The 16,278-nt window shown below is 46.2% G+C and carries 10 protein-coding genes; 1 reads left to right on the top strand and 9 read right to left on the bottom strand.

Annotation, left to right across the window (positions count from 1 at the left end):
- Positions 1-316: 316 nt before the first annotated feature.
- From AB5Z12_RS11840 to tgt, 7 genes are all read right to left on the bottom strand, one after another.
- On the bottom strand, positions 317-1,480 hold the full coding sequence (locus tag AB5Z12_RS11840; protein ID WP_173717452.1) for a phosphoglycerate dehydrogenase: 1,164 nt from the start codon (positions 1,478-1,480) through the stop codon (positions 317-319).
- Entirely contained in the window at positions 1,480-2,562 is a 1,083-nt protein-coding gene (gene serC, locus AB5Z12_RS11835; RefSeq protein WP_148461832.1) for a 3-phosphoserine/phosphohydroxythreonine transaminase, read from the bottom strand. The genes AB5Z12_RS11840 and serC overlap by 1 nt, the downstream gene beginning before the upstream one ends.
- Positions 2,559-4,241: a biosynthetic-type acetolactate synthase large subunit gene (gene ilvB / locus AB5Z12_RS11830; RefSeq protein WP_368357199.1), complete on the bottom strand. Its 1,683-nt coding sequence runs from the start codon at positions 4,239-4,241 to the stop codon at positions 2,559-2,561. Before ilvB ends, serC begins: the two co-directional genes overlap by 4 nt.
- 108 nt (positions 4,242-4,349) lie before the next feature.
- Positions 4,350-6,023, bottom strand: coding sequence for a dihydroxy-acid dehydratase (ilvD, locus tag AB5Z12_RS11825; protein ID WP_148461834.1), 1,674 nt, complete (start codon positions 6,021-6,023; stop codon positions 4,350-4,352).
- A gap of 68 nt (positions 6,024-6,091) precedes the next feature.
- Positions 6,092-7,174 (bottom strand): 3-isopropylmalate dehydrogenase, encoded by a 1,083-nt coding sequence (gene leuB / locus AB5Z12_RS11820; RefSeq protein WP_173771347.1) that lies wholly within the window; start codon positions 7,172-7,174, stop codon positions 6,092-6,094.
- Positions 7,175-7,411: 237 nt separating this feature from the next.
- Positions 7,412-7,711: a preprotein translocase subunit YajC gene (yajC, locus tag AB5Z12_RS11815; RefSeq protein WP_118584184.1), complete on the bottom strand. Its 300-nt coding sequence runs from the start codon at positions 7,709-7,711 to the stop codon at positions 7,412-7,414.
- A gap of 117 nt (positions 7,712-7,828) precedes the next feature.
- On the bottom strand, positions 7,829-8,986 hold the full coding sequence (gene tgt / locus AB5Z12_RS11810; protein WP_148461836.1) for a tRNA guanosine(34) transglycosylase Tgt: 1,158 nt from the start codon (positions 8,984-8,986) through the stop codon (positions 7,829-7,831).
- A 453-nt stretch (positions 8,987-9,439) separates the two neighbouring features.
- On the opposite strand from tgt, the gene AB5Z12_RS11805 reads away from it, so the two are divergent.
- Positions 9,440-13,690 carry an acyl-CoA dehydratase activase-related protein gene (locus tag AB5Z12_RS11805; RefSeq protein ID WP_368357198.1) on the top strand — a complete coding sequence of 1,417 codons (4,251 nt, stop codon included), beginning with the start codon at positions 9,440-9,442 and terminating at the stop codon, positions 13,688-13,690.
- Between the two features lie 176 nt (positions 13,691-13,866).
- Here the strand turns inward: AB5Z12_RS11805 and AB5Z12_RS11800 are convergent, their stop codons facing one another.
- Positions 13,867-15,486: a polysaccharide biosynthesis protein gene (locus tag AB5Z12_RS11800; protein WP_173717457.1), complete on the bottom strand. Its 1,620-nt coding sequence runs from the start codon at positions 15,484-15,486 to the stop codon at positions 13,867-13,869.
- 3 nt (positions 15,487-15,489) lie between these two features.
- A complete protein-coding gene (ung, locus tag AB5Z12_RS11795; protein ID WP_148461839.1) occupies positions 15,490-16,176 on the bottom strand; it encodes a uracil-DNA glycosylase in 687 nt (228 codons plus the stop codon).
- Positions 16,177-16,278: the final 102 nt, after the last annotated feature.

Raw genomic sequence — 16,278 nt, 5'->3', positions numbered from 1 at the left:
GGCGGTTAGTCCTTCACCAGAGGGACTGTGACCCTCTGATTACATAGAAACCCGTAAGGGAATTCAGTGGAAAGGAGGGCTAAGCCAATGAGTATTGTTGACCTTATAGCAGTTGTAAGCTTCGGCTTAACCTGCTTTACAATAGGATACACATTGGGTAAAGATGTAAATAATACACAAAAATAGCCGCCCTGTCTGTAAACTAAGCGGCAATTTTTGCTAACCAGTATATGGGCTAACCGTCTATCGGCAACACTCTTTTTCTATACTTATATTAACATTCTGTTGTCTTAATGTCAATTATCTATATTCGAATTTATTTCACCACGCGAACCTTTGAAACACCCTCAATGGCCTTCAGTGCATCCAGCGCTTCTGCGGAAGCTGCACTCTCAAGATCGATCAGAGTATACGCATACTCACCTTTACTCTTGTTTGTCATATCTGCAATGTTCAGGCCCTCAGCACCAAGAATTTTGGTCAGCTGGCTGATCATGTTAGGAATGTTCTTATGTGTAATGGCAATACGTCCAACTGCTACGCAGGTACCCATATCACAGTTCGGGAAGTTTACGGAATTTTTGATATTACCATTCTCAAGGAAATCACGAACCTCCTTCACAGCCATAACTGCACAGTTCTCCTCAGATTCCTCTGTGGATGCTCCAAGATGAGGAGTTACCAGAATGCCCTCATGACCTGCAACTGTATGGTTGGCAAAGTCTGTTACATACTTTTTCACCTTGCCGCTGTTCAGCGCCTCAATCAGTGCATCCTCGTCAACCAGAAGGTCACGGGCAAAGTTCAGAAGTACAACACCGTCTTTCATCTTATCAAAAGCCTCTTTGTTGATCATCTTCTTTGTGGAATCCAGAAGCGGTACATGTACAGTGATATAATCGCACTTGCTGTAAATCTCATCTAAGCTCTTGCTGTGTTTAATGGTACGGGAAAGATTCCATGCTGCATCGATGGAAATGTATGGATCATATCCATAGACCTCCATACCAAGGGAAGCTGCGGCATTTGCCACCATGCTTCCGATAGCGCCAAGACCGATGATACCAAGCTTTTTACCCATGATCTCACAGCCTGCAAACTGTTTCTTCTGTTTCTCAGCAAGCTTATCAATATCTTCCTGGTCTTTTTCTCTCTGTACCCACTCAATACCTCCCACAATGTCACGGGAAGCAAGAAGCATACCGGCAAGAACCAGCTCCTTTACACCATTTGCATTGGCTCCAGGAGTATTAAATACAACGATACCTTTCTCTGCACACTCTTTCACCGGAATGTTATTGACTCCGGCACCGGCACGTGCAATCACAGCAACACTCTCCGGCAGCTCCATGTCATGCATCTTGGCACTTCTTACAAGAACTGCCTGGCAGTCATCCAGAGTATCTGCTTTTTTATAATTATCATCAAAAATGTCCAGGCCTTTCTGGGCAATAGGATTCAGGCAATGATACTGAAACATCAGGCATTTTCCTCCTCAAACTTTTTCATGAATGCAACCAGCGCTTCCACGCCAGCCTTTGGCATTGCATTGTAAATGCTTGCTCTCATACCGCCAACAGTTCTGTGGCCTTTCAGGTTCACAAGACCTGCCTTGGCAGCCTCAGCAACGAATTTCGCATCCATCTCTTTATCTCCTGTTACAAAAGGAACATTCATAAGAGAACGGTCTTTCGGAACAACGGTGCCATGGAAAAGCTTGCTGGAATCAAGGAAATCGTAAAGGATCTTGGCTTTCTCCTCGTTGCGTTTCTTCATCTCTTCCAGACCGCCCATTTTCTTCAGCCATTTGAAAACTTTACCGCATACGTAGATGCAATATGCATTCGGTGTATTATAAAGGGAACCAGCGTCTGCATGTGTCTTATAGGTAAGCATGGTAGGTGTTCCCGGAAGAACATCTTCTGTGATCAGATCCTCGCGGATAATGGCGATTACCATACCTGCAGGTCCAATGTTCTTCTGAACGCCGCCATAGATAATACCATATTTGCTTACATCAACCGGCTCGGAAAGGAAACAGGAGGATACATCTGCCACAAGTGTTTTGCCCTTTGTATTTGGAAGCTCTTTGAACTTGGTTCCATAAATGGTGTTGTTCTCACAGATATAAACATAGTCTGCATCCGGGCTGATCGGCAGATCGCTGCAATCCGGAATGTAGGAGAAGGTCTTATCCTCGGAAGAAGCAATCTTGTTCGCTTTTCCGTATTTCTGTGCTTCCTGATATGCTTTCTTTGCCCACTGACCGGTTACAATGTAGTCAGCCACCTTATTTTTCATAAGGTTCATTGGGATCATGGCAAACTGCTGGGAAGCGCCGCCCTGAAGGAAAAGTACCTTATAGTTGTCCGGAATATTCATCAGCTCACGAAGATCCTTCTCAGCTGTGTCAATGATTTCCTGGAATGCAGCACTTCTGTGGCTCATTTCCATAACGGACATGCCGGTACCATTGTAATCCATCATTTCATCTGCGACTTCTTTCAACACCTCTTCCGGAAGAACCGCCGGTCCTGCGGAAAAATTGTACACTCTGCTCATTTCTTCACATCCTCCTCATCAAATACCTCGTCTAAACTTGCTCCTGCAGGAACCATAGGATATACGCTTAAATCCTGGTCGATCCAGCAATCGAGAACTACCGGACCCTCTGATGAAAGCGCCATCTTAAGTGCAGGCTCTACTTCTTCCATCTTCGTAACGCGGATTGCTTTTGCTCCCATTGCTTCAGAAACTTTCACGAAGTCCACACCATCATTTAAGATGGTCTGAGAATATCTTTGTTCATAGAACAGAGTCTGCCACTGGCGTACCATTCCCAGAACATGATTATTCAGAATGATCTGGACAAGAGGTTTGCCGCAGCGAACTGCCGTGGCGATCTCGTTCATGTTCATACGGAAACAGCCGTCTCCTGCTATATTTACCACGGTTTTGTCCGGGCAGCCCATCTTTGCTCCGATTGCTGCGCCAAGGCCGTAACCCATGGTACCAAGCCCTCCTGATGTCAGGAAGGTTCTCGGCTCCTTAAATTTGAAATACTGGGCCGCCCACATCTGGTGCTGTCCTACATCTGTGGAAATGATTGCATCTCCACCAGTCAGTTCATAAAGCTTCTGGATCACGTAGGGTCCGGTAAGCTGGGAATGATCGTAATTTAAGGGATATTTTTCTTTCATATCCTGAATATGCTGTACCCATTCATCATGGCGCTTCTCCGGGATTTTCTCAAGGAGAAGCTTCAGCACTTCCCTCAGATCTCCGATCACGGAGGCATCAACTGCAATATTCTTGTTGATCTCCGCTGCATCTACATCGATCTGCAGAATCTTTGCCTTCGGCGCGAAGGTCTTTGTATCTCCTGTCACACGGTCGCTGAAGCGTGCACCAAGAGTGATCAGAAGGTCACACTCGCACATTGCGTAGTTGGAAGTTTTGGTTCCATGCATTCCAACCGGACCTGTGTAAAGCTCATCCTCTCCGGAAAAAGCCCCTTTTCCCATAAGGCTGTCGCAAACCGGAGCCTGGATCTTGTGGGCAAGTGCACGGACTTCTTCGGATGCATCTGCGATCACAGCACCGCCGCCAACAAAAATAAATGGCTTCTTTGCTGCTGCGATCATCTGTGCTGCTGTATCCACATCCTTCGGACGGATGGTGTCAACCTTCGGCTCTACGGCTGTGATGGTGTGACGGATATATTCACATTTTGCTGCGGTTACGTCCTTTGGCACGTCTACGAGTACCGGACCAGGACGACCGCTTTTGGCGATGATAAAAGCTTTGCGGATGGTGTCTGCAAGCTTTGTTACATCTTTGACAATATAGCTGTGTTTTGTCACAGGCATTACAATGCCTGCGATATCAACTTCCTGGAAGGAATCTTTTCCAAGAAGGGCAGTTCCAACATTACAGGTAATTGCTACCACAGGAACAGAGTCCATACACGCGGTGGCAATTCCGGTTACCAGGTTGGTTGCACCTGGGCCGGAAGTTGCCAGACACACGCCGACCTTTCCTGTCGCACGGGCGTAACCGTCTGCTGCGTGGGAAGCTCCCTGTTCATGGGAAGTAAGTACATGTTTGATTTTATCACTGTATCGGTAAAGGGCGTCATAAACGTTCAGAATAGCTCCGCCTGGATAACCGAAAACGGTATCCACGCTTTGCTCCAGCAAACATTCTATGATGATCTCCGCTCCTGTAAGCTGCAATTTCATTTCCTCCTGGTATATTATACTGTAAAAATCCAGGACATTTGCTATGAAAGAACCATACTTTCATGAACCATAATTCCATTCACAGTTATTGTCCGGATAAGAATCTTATTATTTCGCTTTTGGAACCTCGAGGATCGCACCGCGGTTTCCGGAAGTAACCATTGCTGCATATCTTGCCAGATATCCGGTTGTAACCTTCGGCTCTCTCGGCTGCCATTTTGCTTTTCTTGCTGCAAGCTCTTCATCAGAAACCTTCAGTTCCAGTTTCAGCTCCGGAATATTGATGCTGATGATATCACCTTCCTCAACAAGGGCGATGGGACCGCCTACTGCTGCCTCCGGTGAAACATGTCCAATGGAAGCGCCTCTGGATGCACCGCTGAAACGTCCGTCTGTAATAAGTGCTACAGAAGAACCAAGTCCCATACCTGCGATTGCAGAGGTAGGATTCAGCATTTCTCTCATTCCAGGACCACCCTTCGGTCCCTCATAACGGATGACAACAACGTCACCTTCTACGATCTTTCCGCCTTTGATTGCCGCAATCGCGTCTTCCTCGCAGTCAAATACTCTTGCAGGTCCTTCATGAACCATCATCTCAGCAACAACTGCGGAACGTTTTACAACACTTCCGTCTGGTGCAAGGTTGCCCCGAAGTACAGCAAGTCCTCCTGTGGTGCTGTATGGATTATCGATCGGACGGATTACTTCCGGGTTCAGGTTTACACAGTCCTTGATATTCTCGCCTACTGTTTTTCCGGTTACAGTCATGCACTCTGTGTGAAGGAGTCCCTTCTTATTCAGCTCGTTCATAACTGCGTATACGCCGCCTGCTTCGTTCAGGTCTTCCATGTAAGTCGGGCCTGCAGGTGCAAGGTGGCAGATGTTCGGAGTCTTTGCACTGATTTCATTTGCAAAGCTGATATCGAAATCCCAGCCAATCTCATGTGCAATTGCCGGAAGATGAAGCATACTGTTTGTGGAACAGCCAAGAGCCATATCTACAGTAAGGGCATTGAGAAGTGCCTCTTTTGTCATAATATCTCTTGGACGGATGTTGCGGCGGTACATTTCCATAACCTGCATTCCTGCATGCTTTGCAAGACGGATACGCTCAGAATATACAGCCGGGATGGTTCCGTTTCCTTTCAGTCCCATACCAAGAACCTCAGTAAGACAGTTCATGCTGTTTGCAGTGTACATACCGGAGCAGGAACCGCATGTCGGACATGTTTTGTTCTCACACTCAGTCAGGCCTTCCTCTGTAAGCTTGCCTGCTGCGTAAGCACCAACAGCCTCAAACATGCTGGATAGACTTGTCTTGTGTCCGTTTAAGTGACCAGCCAGCATCGGGCCTCCGCTTACGAATACGGTAGGAACGTTGATTCTGGCTGCTGCCATCAGAAGTCCCGGTACGTTCTTGTCACAGTTCGGGATCATAACAAGGGCATCAAACTGGTGAGCCAGTGCCATGGCCTCTGTAGAATCTGCGATCAGGTCTCTTGTTACAAGAGAATATTTCATACCGATATGTCCCATTGCAATACCGTCACAGACAGCGATTGCAGGGAACATGACCGGAGTTCCTCCAGCCATTGCCACGCCAAGCTTTACGGCCTGTGCGATTTTATCCAGGTTCATGTGGCCTGGTACAATCTCATTGTAGGAACAAACGATTCCTACTAATGGGCGCTCCATTTCTTCTTTTGTCATTCCAAGGGCATTGAACAGGGAACGGTGAGGTGCCTGCTGTGTGCCTGTTTTTACTGCGTCACTTCTCATAACTTATATCTCCTTTTTGCTTCATAGCCGGGAAAAATGATCCATTTGCTTTTTGTTTATTTCGAATTCTAAATTTCCTTAGCGATCAGGTCACCCATCTCTTTCGTTCCAACCAGAGTGCATCCCTCAGACATAATGTCACCGGTACGGTATCCGGCAGTCAGAACCTTCTGTACAGCAGTCTCAACTGCATTTGCTTCCTCATCCAGATCCAGGGAAAAACGAAGCATCATGGCTGCGGAAAGGATGGTTGCGATCGGGTTGGCCTTATTCTGTCCTGCAATATCAGGTGCGGAGCCATGGCTTGGCTCGTAAAGACCAAATTTTGTCTCGTTCAGGCTGGCAGAGGAAAGCATTCCGATAGATCCTGTCACCATGCTGGCCTCATCAGAAAGAATATCGCCGAACATATTCTCAGTGAGAATAACATCAAACTGCTTCGGATCTCTCACCAGCTGCATTGCACAGTTGTCAACCAGCATATGCTCAAGAGTAACTTCCGGGTAATCCTTCGCTACCTCTTCTACTACTTTTCTCCAAAGTCTGGAGGAATCCAGAACATTTGCCTTGTCAACGCTTGTTACTTTTTTGCGGCGTTTCATGGCAATGTCAAATGCCTTGATGGCAATTCTGCGAATCTCGTTTTCGTTGTAGGAAAGGGTATCGATGGCTTTCTTTACACCGTTCTCTTCTACTGTTTTTCTTTCGCCAAAATAAAGACCGCCTGTAAGCTCTCGTACGATGATCATGTCAAATCCGTCTCCAATGATCTCATCGCGAAGAGGGCATGCTGCACGAAGTTCGTTGTATAAATATGCAGGGCGAAGGTTTGCAAAAAGATTCAGTGCCTTACGAATGGCAAGAAGTCCTGCCTCCGGGCGTTTGGATGGCTCCAGCTTATACCATGGGGATGTCTTGGCATCTCCACCGATAGAGCCCATAAGAACTGCATCAGAAGCTTTCGCTGTAGCGATTGCCTCGTCTGTAAGCGGTACTCCATGTACATCAATGGAAGCTCCGCCTAAAAGTACTTCAGAATAAGAAAAAGTATGTCCATATTTCTCACATATTTTGTCCAGAACTTTTTTTGCTTCTGCAACGATTTCCGGACCGATTCCGTCTCCAGGAATCAGTGAAATGTTGTAATTCATAATAATTTCCTCTCCTTCGTTTCTGAATGCCAGCGGAAAATCACCTCTCGCCTGACACCAATGGATAATTGTTATTATAATAACGCACTTTCTTTAATATTTCAACATGTTAAAGTAAAAAACTGTCAAAAAACTGCCTTTTTCCCATTCTCAAAAAACATTCACGAAGAAAAAAGGCCCCATCCCTTTATGGAATGAAGCCTGTTCTTAGTTTCTGTCATATTCGGATGAATCTGATTATGCAGAAGCCTGCTCTGCTTTCTCAACTTCGGCAATTGCCTGTTTCCTCATAGGGATACGGCAGTTCTTATTGTTACCGAACTCTACGATCACGTCTTCTTCTGTCATGTCAATGATGACACCGTAGAAGCCGCTTGTAGTTACAATACTGTCACCTACAGCCATATCGCTGAGCATCGCCTGTACTCTCTTCTGCTCTTTCTTCTGAGGTCTGATCATCAGAAAATACATAATACCGAAAAGTACAACCAGCCATACGATGGTAAATCCCATACTCATTCCGCTTGATGCGTCCATTTGCTATTCCTCCTGTATCTTACTATCACGCCCTGTCTTTTTCACCAGCGCATTATAGTATATAATACACAAAATAATTTGATTCTTCAAGTATTTTTCCGATTTTTTATATTAATTTCATTTACTATATCTGCTGTTAATTTTTCCCTCTTCAAAACCAGCCAGTCGCATTTCTTTATATTCTGCAAAATTGCCCTGATCCAGTGCATCCCTGATTTCCTCCATCAGGTGATTGTAGAAGTAAAGATTGTGAAGCACGCAAAGGCGCATTCCAAGCATTTCTTTCGCTTTCAGAAGGTGGCGGATATAGGCTCTGCTGTAATGCTGACAGGCAGGACACTGACATCCCTCTTCGATTGGGGACGGATCCAATTCATATTTCGCATTAAACAGATTCAGCTTACCGCGATTGGTGTACACATGTCCATGACGTCCGTTACGGCTTGGATATACGCAGTCAAAGAAGTCGATTCCTCTTGCGACTCCTTCCAGAATATTGGCAGGAGTACCTACTCCCATCAGATAGGTAGGTTTGTTCTGCGGAAGGTGAGGCACGACTTCGTCCAGAATATGATACATCTGCTCATGAGTTTCCCCAACTGCAAGACCGCCAACTGCGTAGCCGTCCAGATCCAGTTTGGAAATGGTATCTGCATGCGCAATACGGATATCTGCATAGATAGCTCCCTGATTGATTCCGAAAAGCAGCTGCTCTTTATTCACTGTATCCGGCAGACCATTCAGTCTGGCCATCTCTGCCTTGCAGCGCTCCAGCCATCTGGTAGTGCGGTCTACAGAAGCTTGTACATATTCTCTGCTTGCCACACTGCTTGGACATTCGTCAAATGCCATGGCAATGGTAGAGCCCAGATTAGACTGGATCTGCATACTCTCCTCTGGTCCCATAAAAATCTTATGACCGTCAATATGGGACTGGAAATAGACGCCCTCTTCCTTGATCTTGCGAAGCCCTGCCAGGGAAAACACCTGGAATCCGCCTGAATCAGTAAGAATCGGTCTGTCCCAGACCATAAACTTGTGAAGTCCTCCAAATTCCTTGATCAGCTTGTCGCCTGTTCTTACATGGAGATGATAGGTATTGGAAAGCTCGACCTGGGTACCGATATCTTTCAGATCCATGGTGGATACTGCACCCTTGATGGCTCCAACAGTTCCTACGTTCATAAACACAGGTGTCTGGATGGTTCCATGTACAGTCTCAAACTGGGCACGCTTGGCACGGCCTTCTGTTTTCATAAGTGTATATTTTGCCATATGTGAATCCTTTCTTTTTTAAGTCTTTATCTTCAAAAAAATTTCTGTTTCTGCTGCCCTGCAAAGACATTTTTCTTTTTACACTTACAAAAGAGTGTAAAACCACGGCAGAAAACTTCATATATTATAGCCCGAAATAACCGAAAATTCAACACTTGTGCGAAGAATCCTTGTTAAACTTTTACATTGTCATTTAAGCCGGGGTATCGTATAATATTACGGAATATTTGCATTTGAATTTTTCACATATAAATAAGAAGATTTAAGGTTACTGTTCACTGGTAACATTCCGCGAGGTGTTTTTTGTGAACAAAGTTCACAGAAAACCCGAGAGTTGCGGCGCGAAATCATGCAAAGCATGATTTCTGTGCATCGCGAAGCGCGTTACTGTGAACGGAGTGAACAGTAACGATCTAAGCACATATGCAACAGATGAGGAGGCATATTCTTTACATGAGCAACAAATACACATTAGGAATTGACATTGGTTCCACCACTGTCAAAATTGCAATACTTGATGAAAACGACACCCTGCTTTTCGCAGATTACCAGCGTCATTTCGCCAACATTCAGGAAACACTGGCGGAGCTTCTGACGAAAGCTTATGGCAAACTTGGAGAGCTTACCCTTCATCCGGTAATCACAGGCTCCGGCGGACTTACCCTCGCCAACCACCTTGGCGTTCCTTTTGTACAGGAGGTAATTGCGGTATCCACTTCTCTTCAGAAGATTGCGCCCCAGACGGATGTTGCCATCGAGCTTGGCGGCGAGGATGCCAAGATCATCTACTTCGAAGGCGGCAATATTGAACAGCGTATGAATGGTATCTGTGCAGGAGGTACCGGTTCTTTCATCGATCAGATGGCTTCCCTGCTTCAGACAGATGCCACCGGGCTGAATGAATATGCGAAGAATTACAAGGCGCTTTATCCCATCGCAGCCCGCTGCGGTGTATTTGCCAAGACTGACATCCAGCCTCTGATCAACGACGGTGCCACCAAGGAGGATCTTTCCGCTTCCATTTTCCAGGCAGTTGTAAACCAGACCATTTCCGGTCTTGCCTGCGGCAAGCCGATCCGCGGTCATGTTGCATTTCTCGGCGGTCCCCTTCACTTTCTGGATCAGCTGAAGGCTGCCTTTATCCGTACCCTGAAGCTGGATGACGAGCACGCTATCACACCTGAGAATTCCCATCTTTTTGCAGCCATGGGTTCTGCTATGAATGCGAAGGATGAGGTAACAGTTTCCCTTACAGATATGACAAACTGCCTGAAGAACTCCATCAAACTGGATTTCGAGGTAGAACGTATGGAGCCTCTTTTTGCCACGGAGGAAGACTATGAGGCATTTAATAAGCGTCAGAGTGCCTATCAGGTAAAGAAGGGTGACCTTTCCCAGTATCACGGCAACTGCTATCTGGGTATTGATGCAGGTTCCACCACCACCAAGACTGCTCTTGTAGGTGAGGACGGAACCCTGCTTTACTCCTTCTACAGCAATAATAACGGAAGCCCGCTTAAGACAGCCATCCGTTCTATCCAGGAGATCTACAGCATTCTTCCTGAAGATGCACACATTGCGTTTTCCTGTTCCACAGGTTACGGCGAGGCGCTGATGAAGGCTGCTCTGCTGCTGGATGAGGGGGAAGTTGAGACCGTTTCCCACTACTATGCGGCTGCTTTCTTTGACCCGGAGGTTGACTGTATTGTAGATATCGGCGGACAGGATATGAAATGCATCAAGATCCGTAATCAGACCGTAGACAGCGTACAGCTGAACGAGGCATGTTCCTCTGGCTGTGGTTCCTTTATCGAAACCTTTGCCAAGTCTCTGAATTACTCCGTACAGGATTTTGCCAAGGCTGCCCTGTTTGCAGAGCACCCCATTGACCTTGGAACAAGATGTACTGTATTTATGAACTCCAAAGTAAAGCAGGCCCAGAAGGAAGGCGCATCCGTAGCTGATATTTCTGCAGGTCTTGCATACTCTGTTATTAAGAATGCGCTTTACAAGGTTATCAAGGTTTCCGATGCCAAAGAGCTGGGACGTCATATTGTGGTACAGGGTGGAACCTTCTACAACGACGGTGTACTTCGAAGCTTTGAGCGTATAGCAGGCTGTGAAGCTATTCGTCCTGACATTGCCGGTATTATGGGGGCTTTCGGTGCTGCCCTCATTGCCAAGGAGCGCTACCACGCAGAAGGCCGTGAAACCACCATGCTTTCCATTGACAAGATCAACGAGCTGAAATATACCACCTCCATGGCCAACTGCCACGGATGTACCAATAACTGTCGTCTTACCATCAACAAATTCACTGGCGGGCGTCAGTTCGTAAGCGGTAACCGCTGTGAGCGCGGTATTGGTAAGGAGAAGAATAAGGATCATATCCCCAACCTTTATGAATACAAGTACAAACGGCTTTTCTCCTATCCGCCTCTTTCTCCTGATAAGGCTACCCGGGGAAAAGTTGGTATTCCGCGAGTTTTAAATATGTTTGAGAATTATCCTTTCTGGTATACCTTCTTTACTGAGCTGAAATATCAGGTAGTGCTTTCTCCTACCTCTACTAGAAAGATTTATGAGCTGGGCATTGAATCCATTCCAAGCGAATCCGAGTGCTATCCAGCCAAGCTTGCCCACGGACATGTGACCTGGCTGATCAAAAATGGTGTGAAATTCATTTTCTATCCGTGTATCCCTTACGAGCGAAATGAATTCCCGGATGCAGTCAACCATTACAACTGCCCTATCGTTACCTCTTATGCAGAGAATATTAAGAACAATGTGGACGAGCTTCACGATCCGTCCATTACCTTTATGAATCCGTTCCTGGCCCTGACCTCTGAAGAGATCGTTACAAAGAGACTGACTGAGATTTTCCCGGATATCCCGGAATCTGAGGTGAAGGAAGCCGCTCACAAGGCATGGGAGGAAATGGCTGCCGTACATAAGGACATTGAGAAAAAAGGTGAGGAGACACTTCAGTACCTGAAGGAGACAGGCCGCCGGGGCATCGTTCTGGCTGGTCGTCCTTACCATATTGACCCTGAGATTCATCACGGTATCCCGGATCTGATCAACAGCTATGGAGTGGCAGTTCTCACGGAGGATTCCGTTTCCCATCTGGTACCTGTTGAGCGCCCGATCCGTGTCAATGACCAGTGGATGTACCACTCCAGACTGTATGCAGCAGCAAACTTTGTGAAAACCCGTGATGATCTGGATCTGATCCAGCTGAACTCCTTTGGCTGCGGACTTGACGCGGTCACCACCGATGAGGTTTATGAAATTCTGGATGGCAGCGGCAAGATTTATACCTGCCTGAAAATTGATGAGGTTAACAACCTTGGTGCCGCAAGGATCCGTGTCAGATCCCTTCTTGCAGCCCTTCGTGCAAAGGATGCTCAAAAAAGGGAGCGCACCATTAAACCATCTTCTATCGAGAAGGTTTCGTTTACTAAGGAGATGCGCAAGGATTACACCATCCTCTGCCCGCAGATGTCACCGGTGCACTTCTCCTTATTGGAAGCCGCTTTTAATGCAAACGGTTATCATCTGGAGGTGCTTCCAAATGACAACAAGCATGCCGTAGACGTAGGTCTGAAATATGTAAATAATGATGCCTGCTATCCTTCCCTGATCGTTGTGGGACAGATTATGGACGCTCTTTTATCAGGCAAATACGACCTGAACAAGACTGCCGTCATCATGTCCCAGACAGGCGGCGGATGCCGTGCATCCAACTATATTGCTTTTATCCGCCGTGCCCTTAAGAAGGCAGGAATGGAGCAGGTTCCGGTTATTTCCCTTAACCTTAGCGGTCTGGAGAGCAATCCAGGATTTAAGCTTACTCTTCCGCTGGTGAAGGCTGTTGTGTATGCCGCTGTGTTTGGTGATATTCTTATGAAGTGTATTTACCGCATGCGCCCATATGAACTGGAGAAAGGCATTGTAAACCGCAAGCACAAGATCTGGGAAAAACGTGTGATTGCATTTGTTTCCGGAAACTCCTTAAGCCACAGCCAGTTTAAGAAAATGTGCCGGGAAATGGTTCACGATTTTGATACCATCCCGATTAGTGATGAGAAGAAGCCTCGTGTTGGTATTGTAGGTGAGATTCTGGTTAAATTCCTTCCGGCTGCAAACAATCACCTTGCAGAGCTTCTGGAATCCGAAGGTGCTGAGCCTGTGGTACCGGATCTGATCGACTTTATGTCTTACTGCTTCTACAATCAGAATTTCAAGGTCGACAATCTTGGATTTAAGAAATCCAAGGCATTCTTTGGAAATATGGGTATTAAGGCAATCGACTGGGTTCGTAAGACTGCAAATGAGGCACTTGCGGAAAGCCGTCATTTCCATCCAACCGCCGATATTCGCGATCTGGCGAAAATGGCACGCCCCATTGTTTCTGAGGGTAACCAGACTGGCGAAGGATGGTTCCTGACCGGTGAAATGATGGAGCTGATCCATGATGATGTTCCGAATATTGTTTGTATCCAGCCGTTCGGCTGCCTGCCGAACCACATTGTTGGCAAAGGTGTTATCAAAGAAATCCGCCGTCAGTATCCGAAGGCTAATATTGCAGCCATCGACTACGACCCGGGTGCAAGCGAGGTAAACCAGCTGAACCGAATTAAATTAATGCTTTCTACTGCACAGAAGAATTTGAAGACAGAAGAGGCGAAAAATAACAACTAGCCTCGGTTCGTATTCCGAAAAAATACAAGAAGAAAGCCCTCAGAGTTGCCGCTCTGAGGGCTTTCGTGCTGCATACATTGAACATATCGCTTCTTTCTTGCCGAATGGCATTATAACCTATGCATATCTAAAAGTCAATATATTATAATTTTAATAGCATATTTAAAAACCATGTTCTAAAACGGCAGTTTCCCTGCAATTTTCTTCAGGTAGGCTCCGCCTGGCATCATGGCAAACTGCTCATCAGATGGCTTGCTCACTGCCAGATATACAATAAAATAGGCAGCCATTCCAAGAACCACTGCGATTCCAAGGCTGATGAAATTGGAATGGATCAGCTTATAAATTCCATAATAGGAAAAGCCTGCCACTACAGCCATAGGCACAGATGCCAGAAGTGGATTCAGATAAGCACTTCTCCATGGATTTTTGTACTGCATATACTGTTTCATCGCCCGCTCGTTCAGCAGACACATAACAACCGCATAAATAATCATAGCCACTACAATGGCATATACGCCAAGGTCAGTTGCAAACAGCAGAATTGCCATGGCGATCACATCCACCACCAGGGCAATTGCCGCATTGATCATGGGGATATTGGGCTTTCCGATTCCCTGTAGCACACCATTGGAAATATTGGAATTTCCATTGAGGATGATGGTAATGACACCAAGCATCATCAGCTGAGCTGCCGCCCCCTCTGTTCGCGGAAACAGAAGTCTTGTGATCGGGCCGGCAAGAACTGCAAGTCCAACTGCACATGGAATGGAAATAAACATACTGATCCAGGTTGCGCGGTCGATCTTATCTCTGGCACTGTCCATGTTCCTCTTGGCATACTGGGCAGAAACTTCCGGAATCATGGATGTGGGGGCTGTGCTTGCAAGCGTAAGGGGAATATTGATCAGGGTCATATAATAACCATATTCCGCATAAAGGCTTGTAATAGTGTCATGGTCAATTCCCTTAAAGCCCTGAATACCGGAATACATATAACTGTTAATAAAGCCGTTTACATTGTAAATAAAAGAGCTGAGGATGATCGGCATTACGATGAGAACGATATTCTTCATAACCTCACCGGTGGCCTCATCACGGGAATGAGTATCCCTGGCCAGTCTCTTTTTGATATTCTTTCGATTTACCCAGTATACAAAAAGCATGAAAAGCAATGCTGATGCAACTCCTGCACCGGTTCCCATAGTAGCTCCGGCAGCCCCCCAGGCATTTCGTACAGATTCTTCCGCACTACTGAATTTATTCAGCATGACAGTAGACATCAGGATTGCAAAAACCGCTACAAAACACTGTTCCACAATCTGGGACAATGAGGTAGGGAGCATGTTTCGATATGCCTGAAAATAACCTCGGAAGGTACCAAGAATTCCTGACAGGAAAATGGTTGGTGCCAGCATTTTCAGTGCAAGTCTGGCTCCGGACATGGATTCCGGCACCAGAATGGACGAACCGAAAAGACAAAAAAGTGCTACTACGCCTCCCATTATGATTACATATAACAGCGCACAGTGAAATACCTTCTGGGCGTCTCTGTAACGTTTAAAAGCCAGCTTTTCTGCCATAATCTTGGATACTGCCTGCGGAATGCTGAAAGAAGCGATCATCAGCAGGATAAAGTAAACATTCTGGGCATAATTGAAAAGACCCATACTGTTATTTCCAAGAGTATTGGAAAGCGGACTTTTATAGAGCATTCCGATGATCTTGGAGATCAATGCCGCGATCATCAGGAATGAAGCATTTTTTACAAGTGTGTTATCGTTCTTTTTCCCCATTTCTTATTGTTCCTTTTTGATATTTTCAATCTGCCAGTCAATGGGGGCAAGCCCGTTTTTCTCCAGAAATTCATTGGTCTGGCTGAAATGCCTGCATCCGAAAAATCCTCTTGACGCAGACAGCGGGCTTGGATGTGCAGCTGTGAGTACCAGCTGCTTCGGATTGTTCAGCATTGCTTTTTTCATCTGGGCAGGTCTTCCCCAGAGAAGATATACGATCGGGCGGTCCTGATCATTCAGGGTCTGGATAACCGCATCGGTAAACTGTTCCCAGCCGATTCCTCTGTGTGAAAACGCCTGGTGGGCGCGGACAGTCAGTACTGTGTTCAGAAGAAATACGCCTTGTTTTGCCCATTTTTCCAGGCAGCCGTTGTCAGGAATATAGCAGCCCAGGTCGCTGTGGAGTTCTTTATAAATGTTTACCAGAGACGGGGGAATGTCTATATCTTCTCTTACAGAGAAGCAAAGGCCGTTGGCCTGTCCATCGTTATGATAGGGATCCTGACCCAGAATAACTACTTTTACATCGTTTAACGGGGTGTATTCGAAAGCATTAAACATATCCTGGGGCGGTGGGAATACTTTTCTGGTGCGGTATTCTTCCATTATTGTTTTATATAGTTTGGCATAATATGGCTGATGAAATTCATTCTTCAGCGCGGCCTGCCAGTCTCCTGTTATCTGGCCCATTTTAATTGTCACCTCATCTTTTGTATTTTGCTATTTAGTGTGTTGAAAGTTGTTCAAGGCGGACGCACTCGGACAATGGTGATTGCTCACTCGCCGGCGCAA

The organism is Ruminococcus sp. RTP21358st1_G6_RTP21358_211008 (genome assembly GCF_040908885.1).
In the GTDB taxonomy this organism is placed as follows: Bacteria; Bacillota; Clostridia; order Lachnospirales; family Lachnospiraceae; genus Blautia_A; species Blautia_A faecis.
The sequence above is the reverse complement of the archived record's forward strand: the minus strand, read 5'-3'. Positions and strand labels throughout refer to the sequence as shown.

What these genes read in the sequence shown, in the direction of transcription:
- AB5Z12_RS11840 (WP_173717452.1), bottom strand. Translation starts at nt 1,480, where the DNA reads ATGTTTCAGTATCATTGCCTGAATCCTATTGCCCAGAAAGGCCTGGAC.
- serC (WP_148461832.1), bottom strand. Translation starts at nt 2,562, where the DNA reads ATGAGCAGAGTGTACAATTTTTCCGCAGGACCGGCGGTTCTTCCGGAA.
- ilvB (WP_368357199.1), bottom strand. Translation starts at nt 4,241, where the DNA reads ATGAAATTGCAGCTTACAGGAGCGGAGATCATCATAGAATGTTTGCTG.
- ilvD (WP_148461834.1), bottom strand. Translation starts at nt 6,023, where the DNA reads ATGAGAAGTGACGCAGTAAAAACAGGCACACAGCAGGCACCTCACCGT.
- leuB (WP_173771347.1), bottom strand. Translation starts at nt 7,174, where the DNA reads ATGAATTACAACATTTCACTGATTCCTGGAGACGGAATCGGTCCGGAA.
- yajC (WP_118584184.1), bottom strand. Translation starts at nt 7,711, where the DNA reads ATGGACGCATCAAGCGGAATGAGTATGGGATTTACCATCGTATGGCTG.
- tgt (WP_148461836.1), bottom strand. Translation starts at nt 8,986, where the DNA reads ATGGCAAAATATACACTTATGAAAACAGAAGGCCGTGCCAAGCGTGCC.
- AB5Z12_RS11805 (WP_368357198.1), top strand. Translation starts at nt 9,440, where the DNA reads ATGAGCAACAAATACACATTAGGAATTGACATTGGTTCCACCACTGTC.
- AB5Z12_RS11800 (WP_173717457.1), bottom strand. Translation starts at nt 15,486, where the DNA reads ATGGGGAAAAAGAACGATAACACACTTGTAAAAAATGCTTCATTCCTG.
- ung (WP_148461839.1), bottom strand. Translation starts at nt 16,176, where the DNA reads ATGGGCCAGATAACAGGAGACTGGCAGGCCGCGCTGAAGAATGAATTT.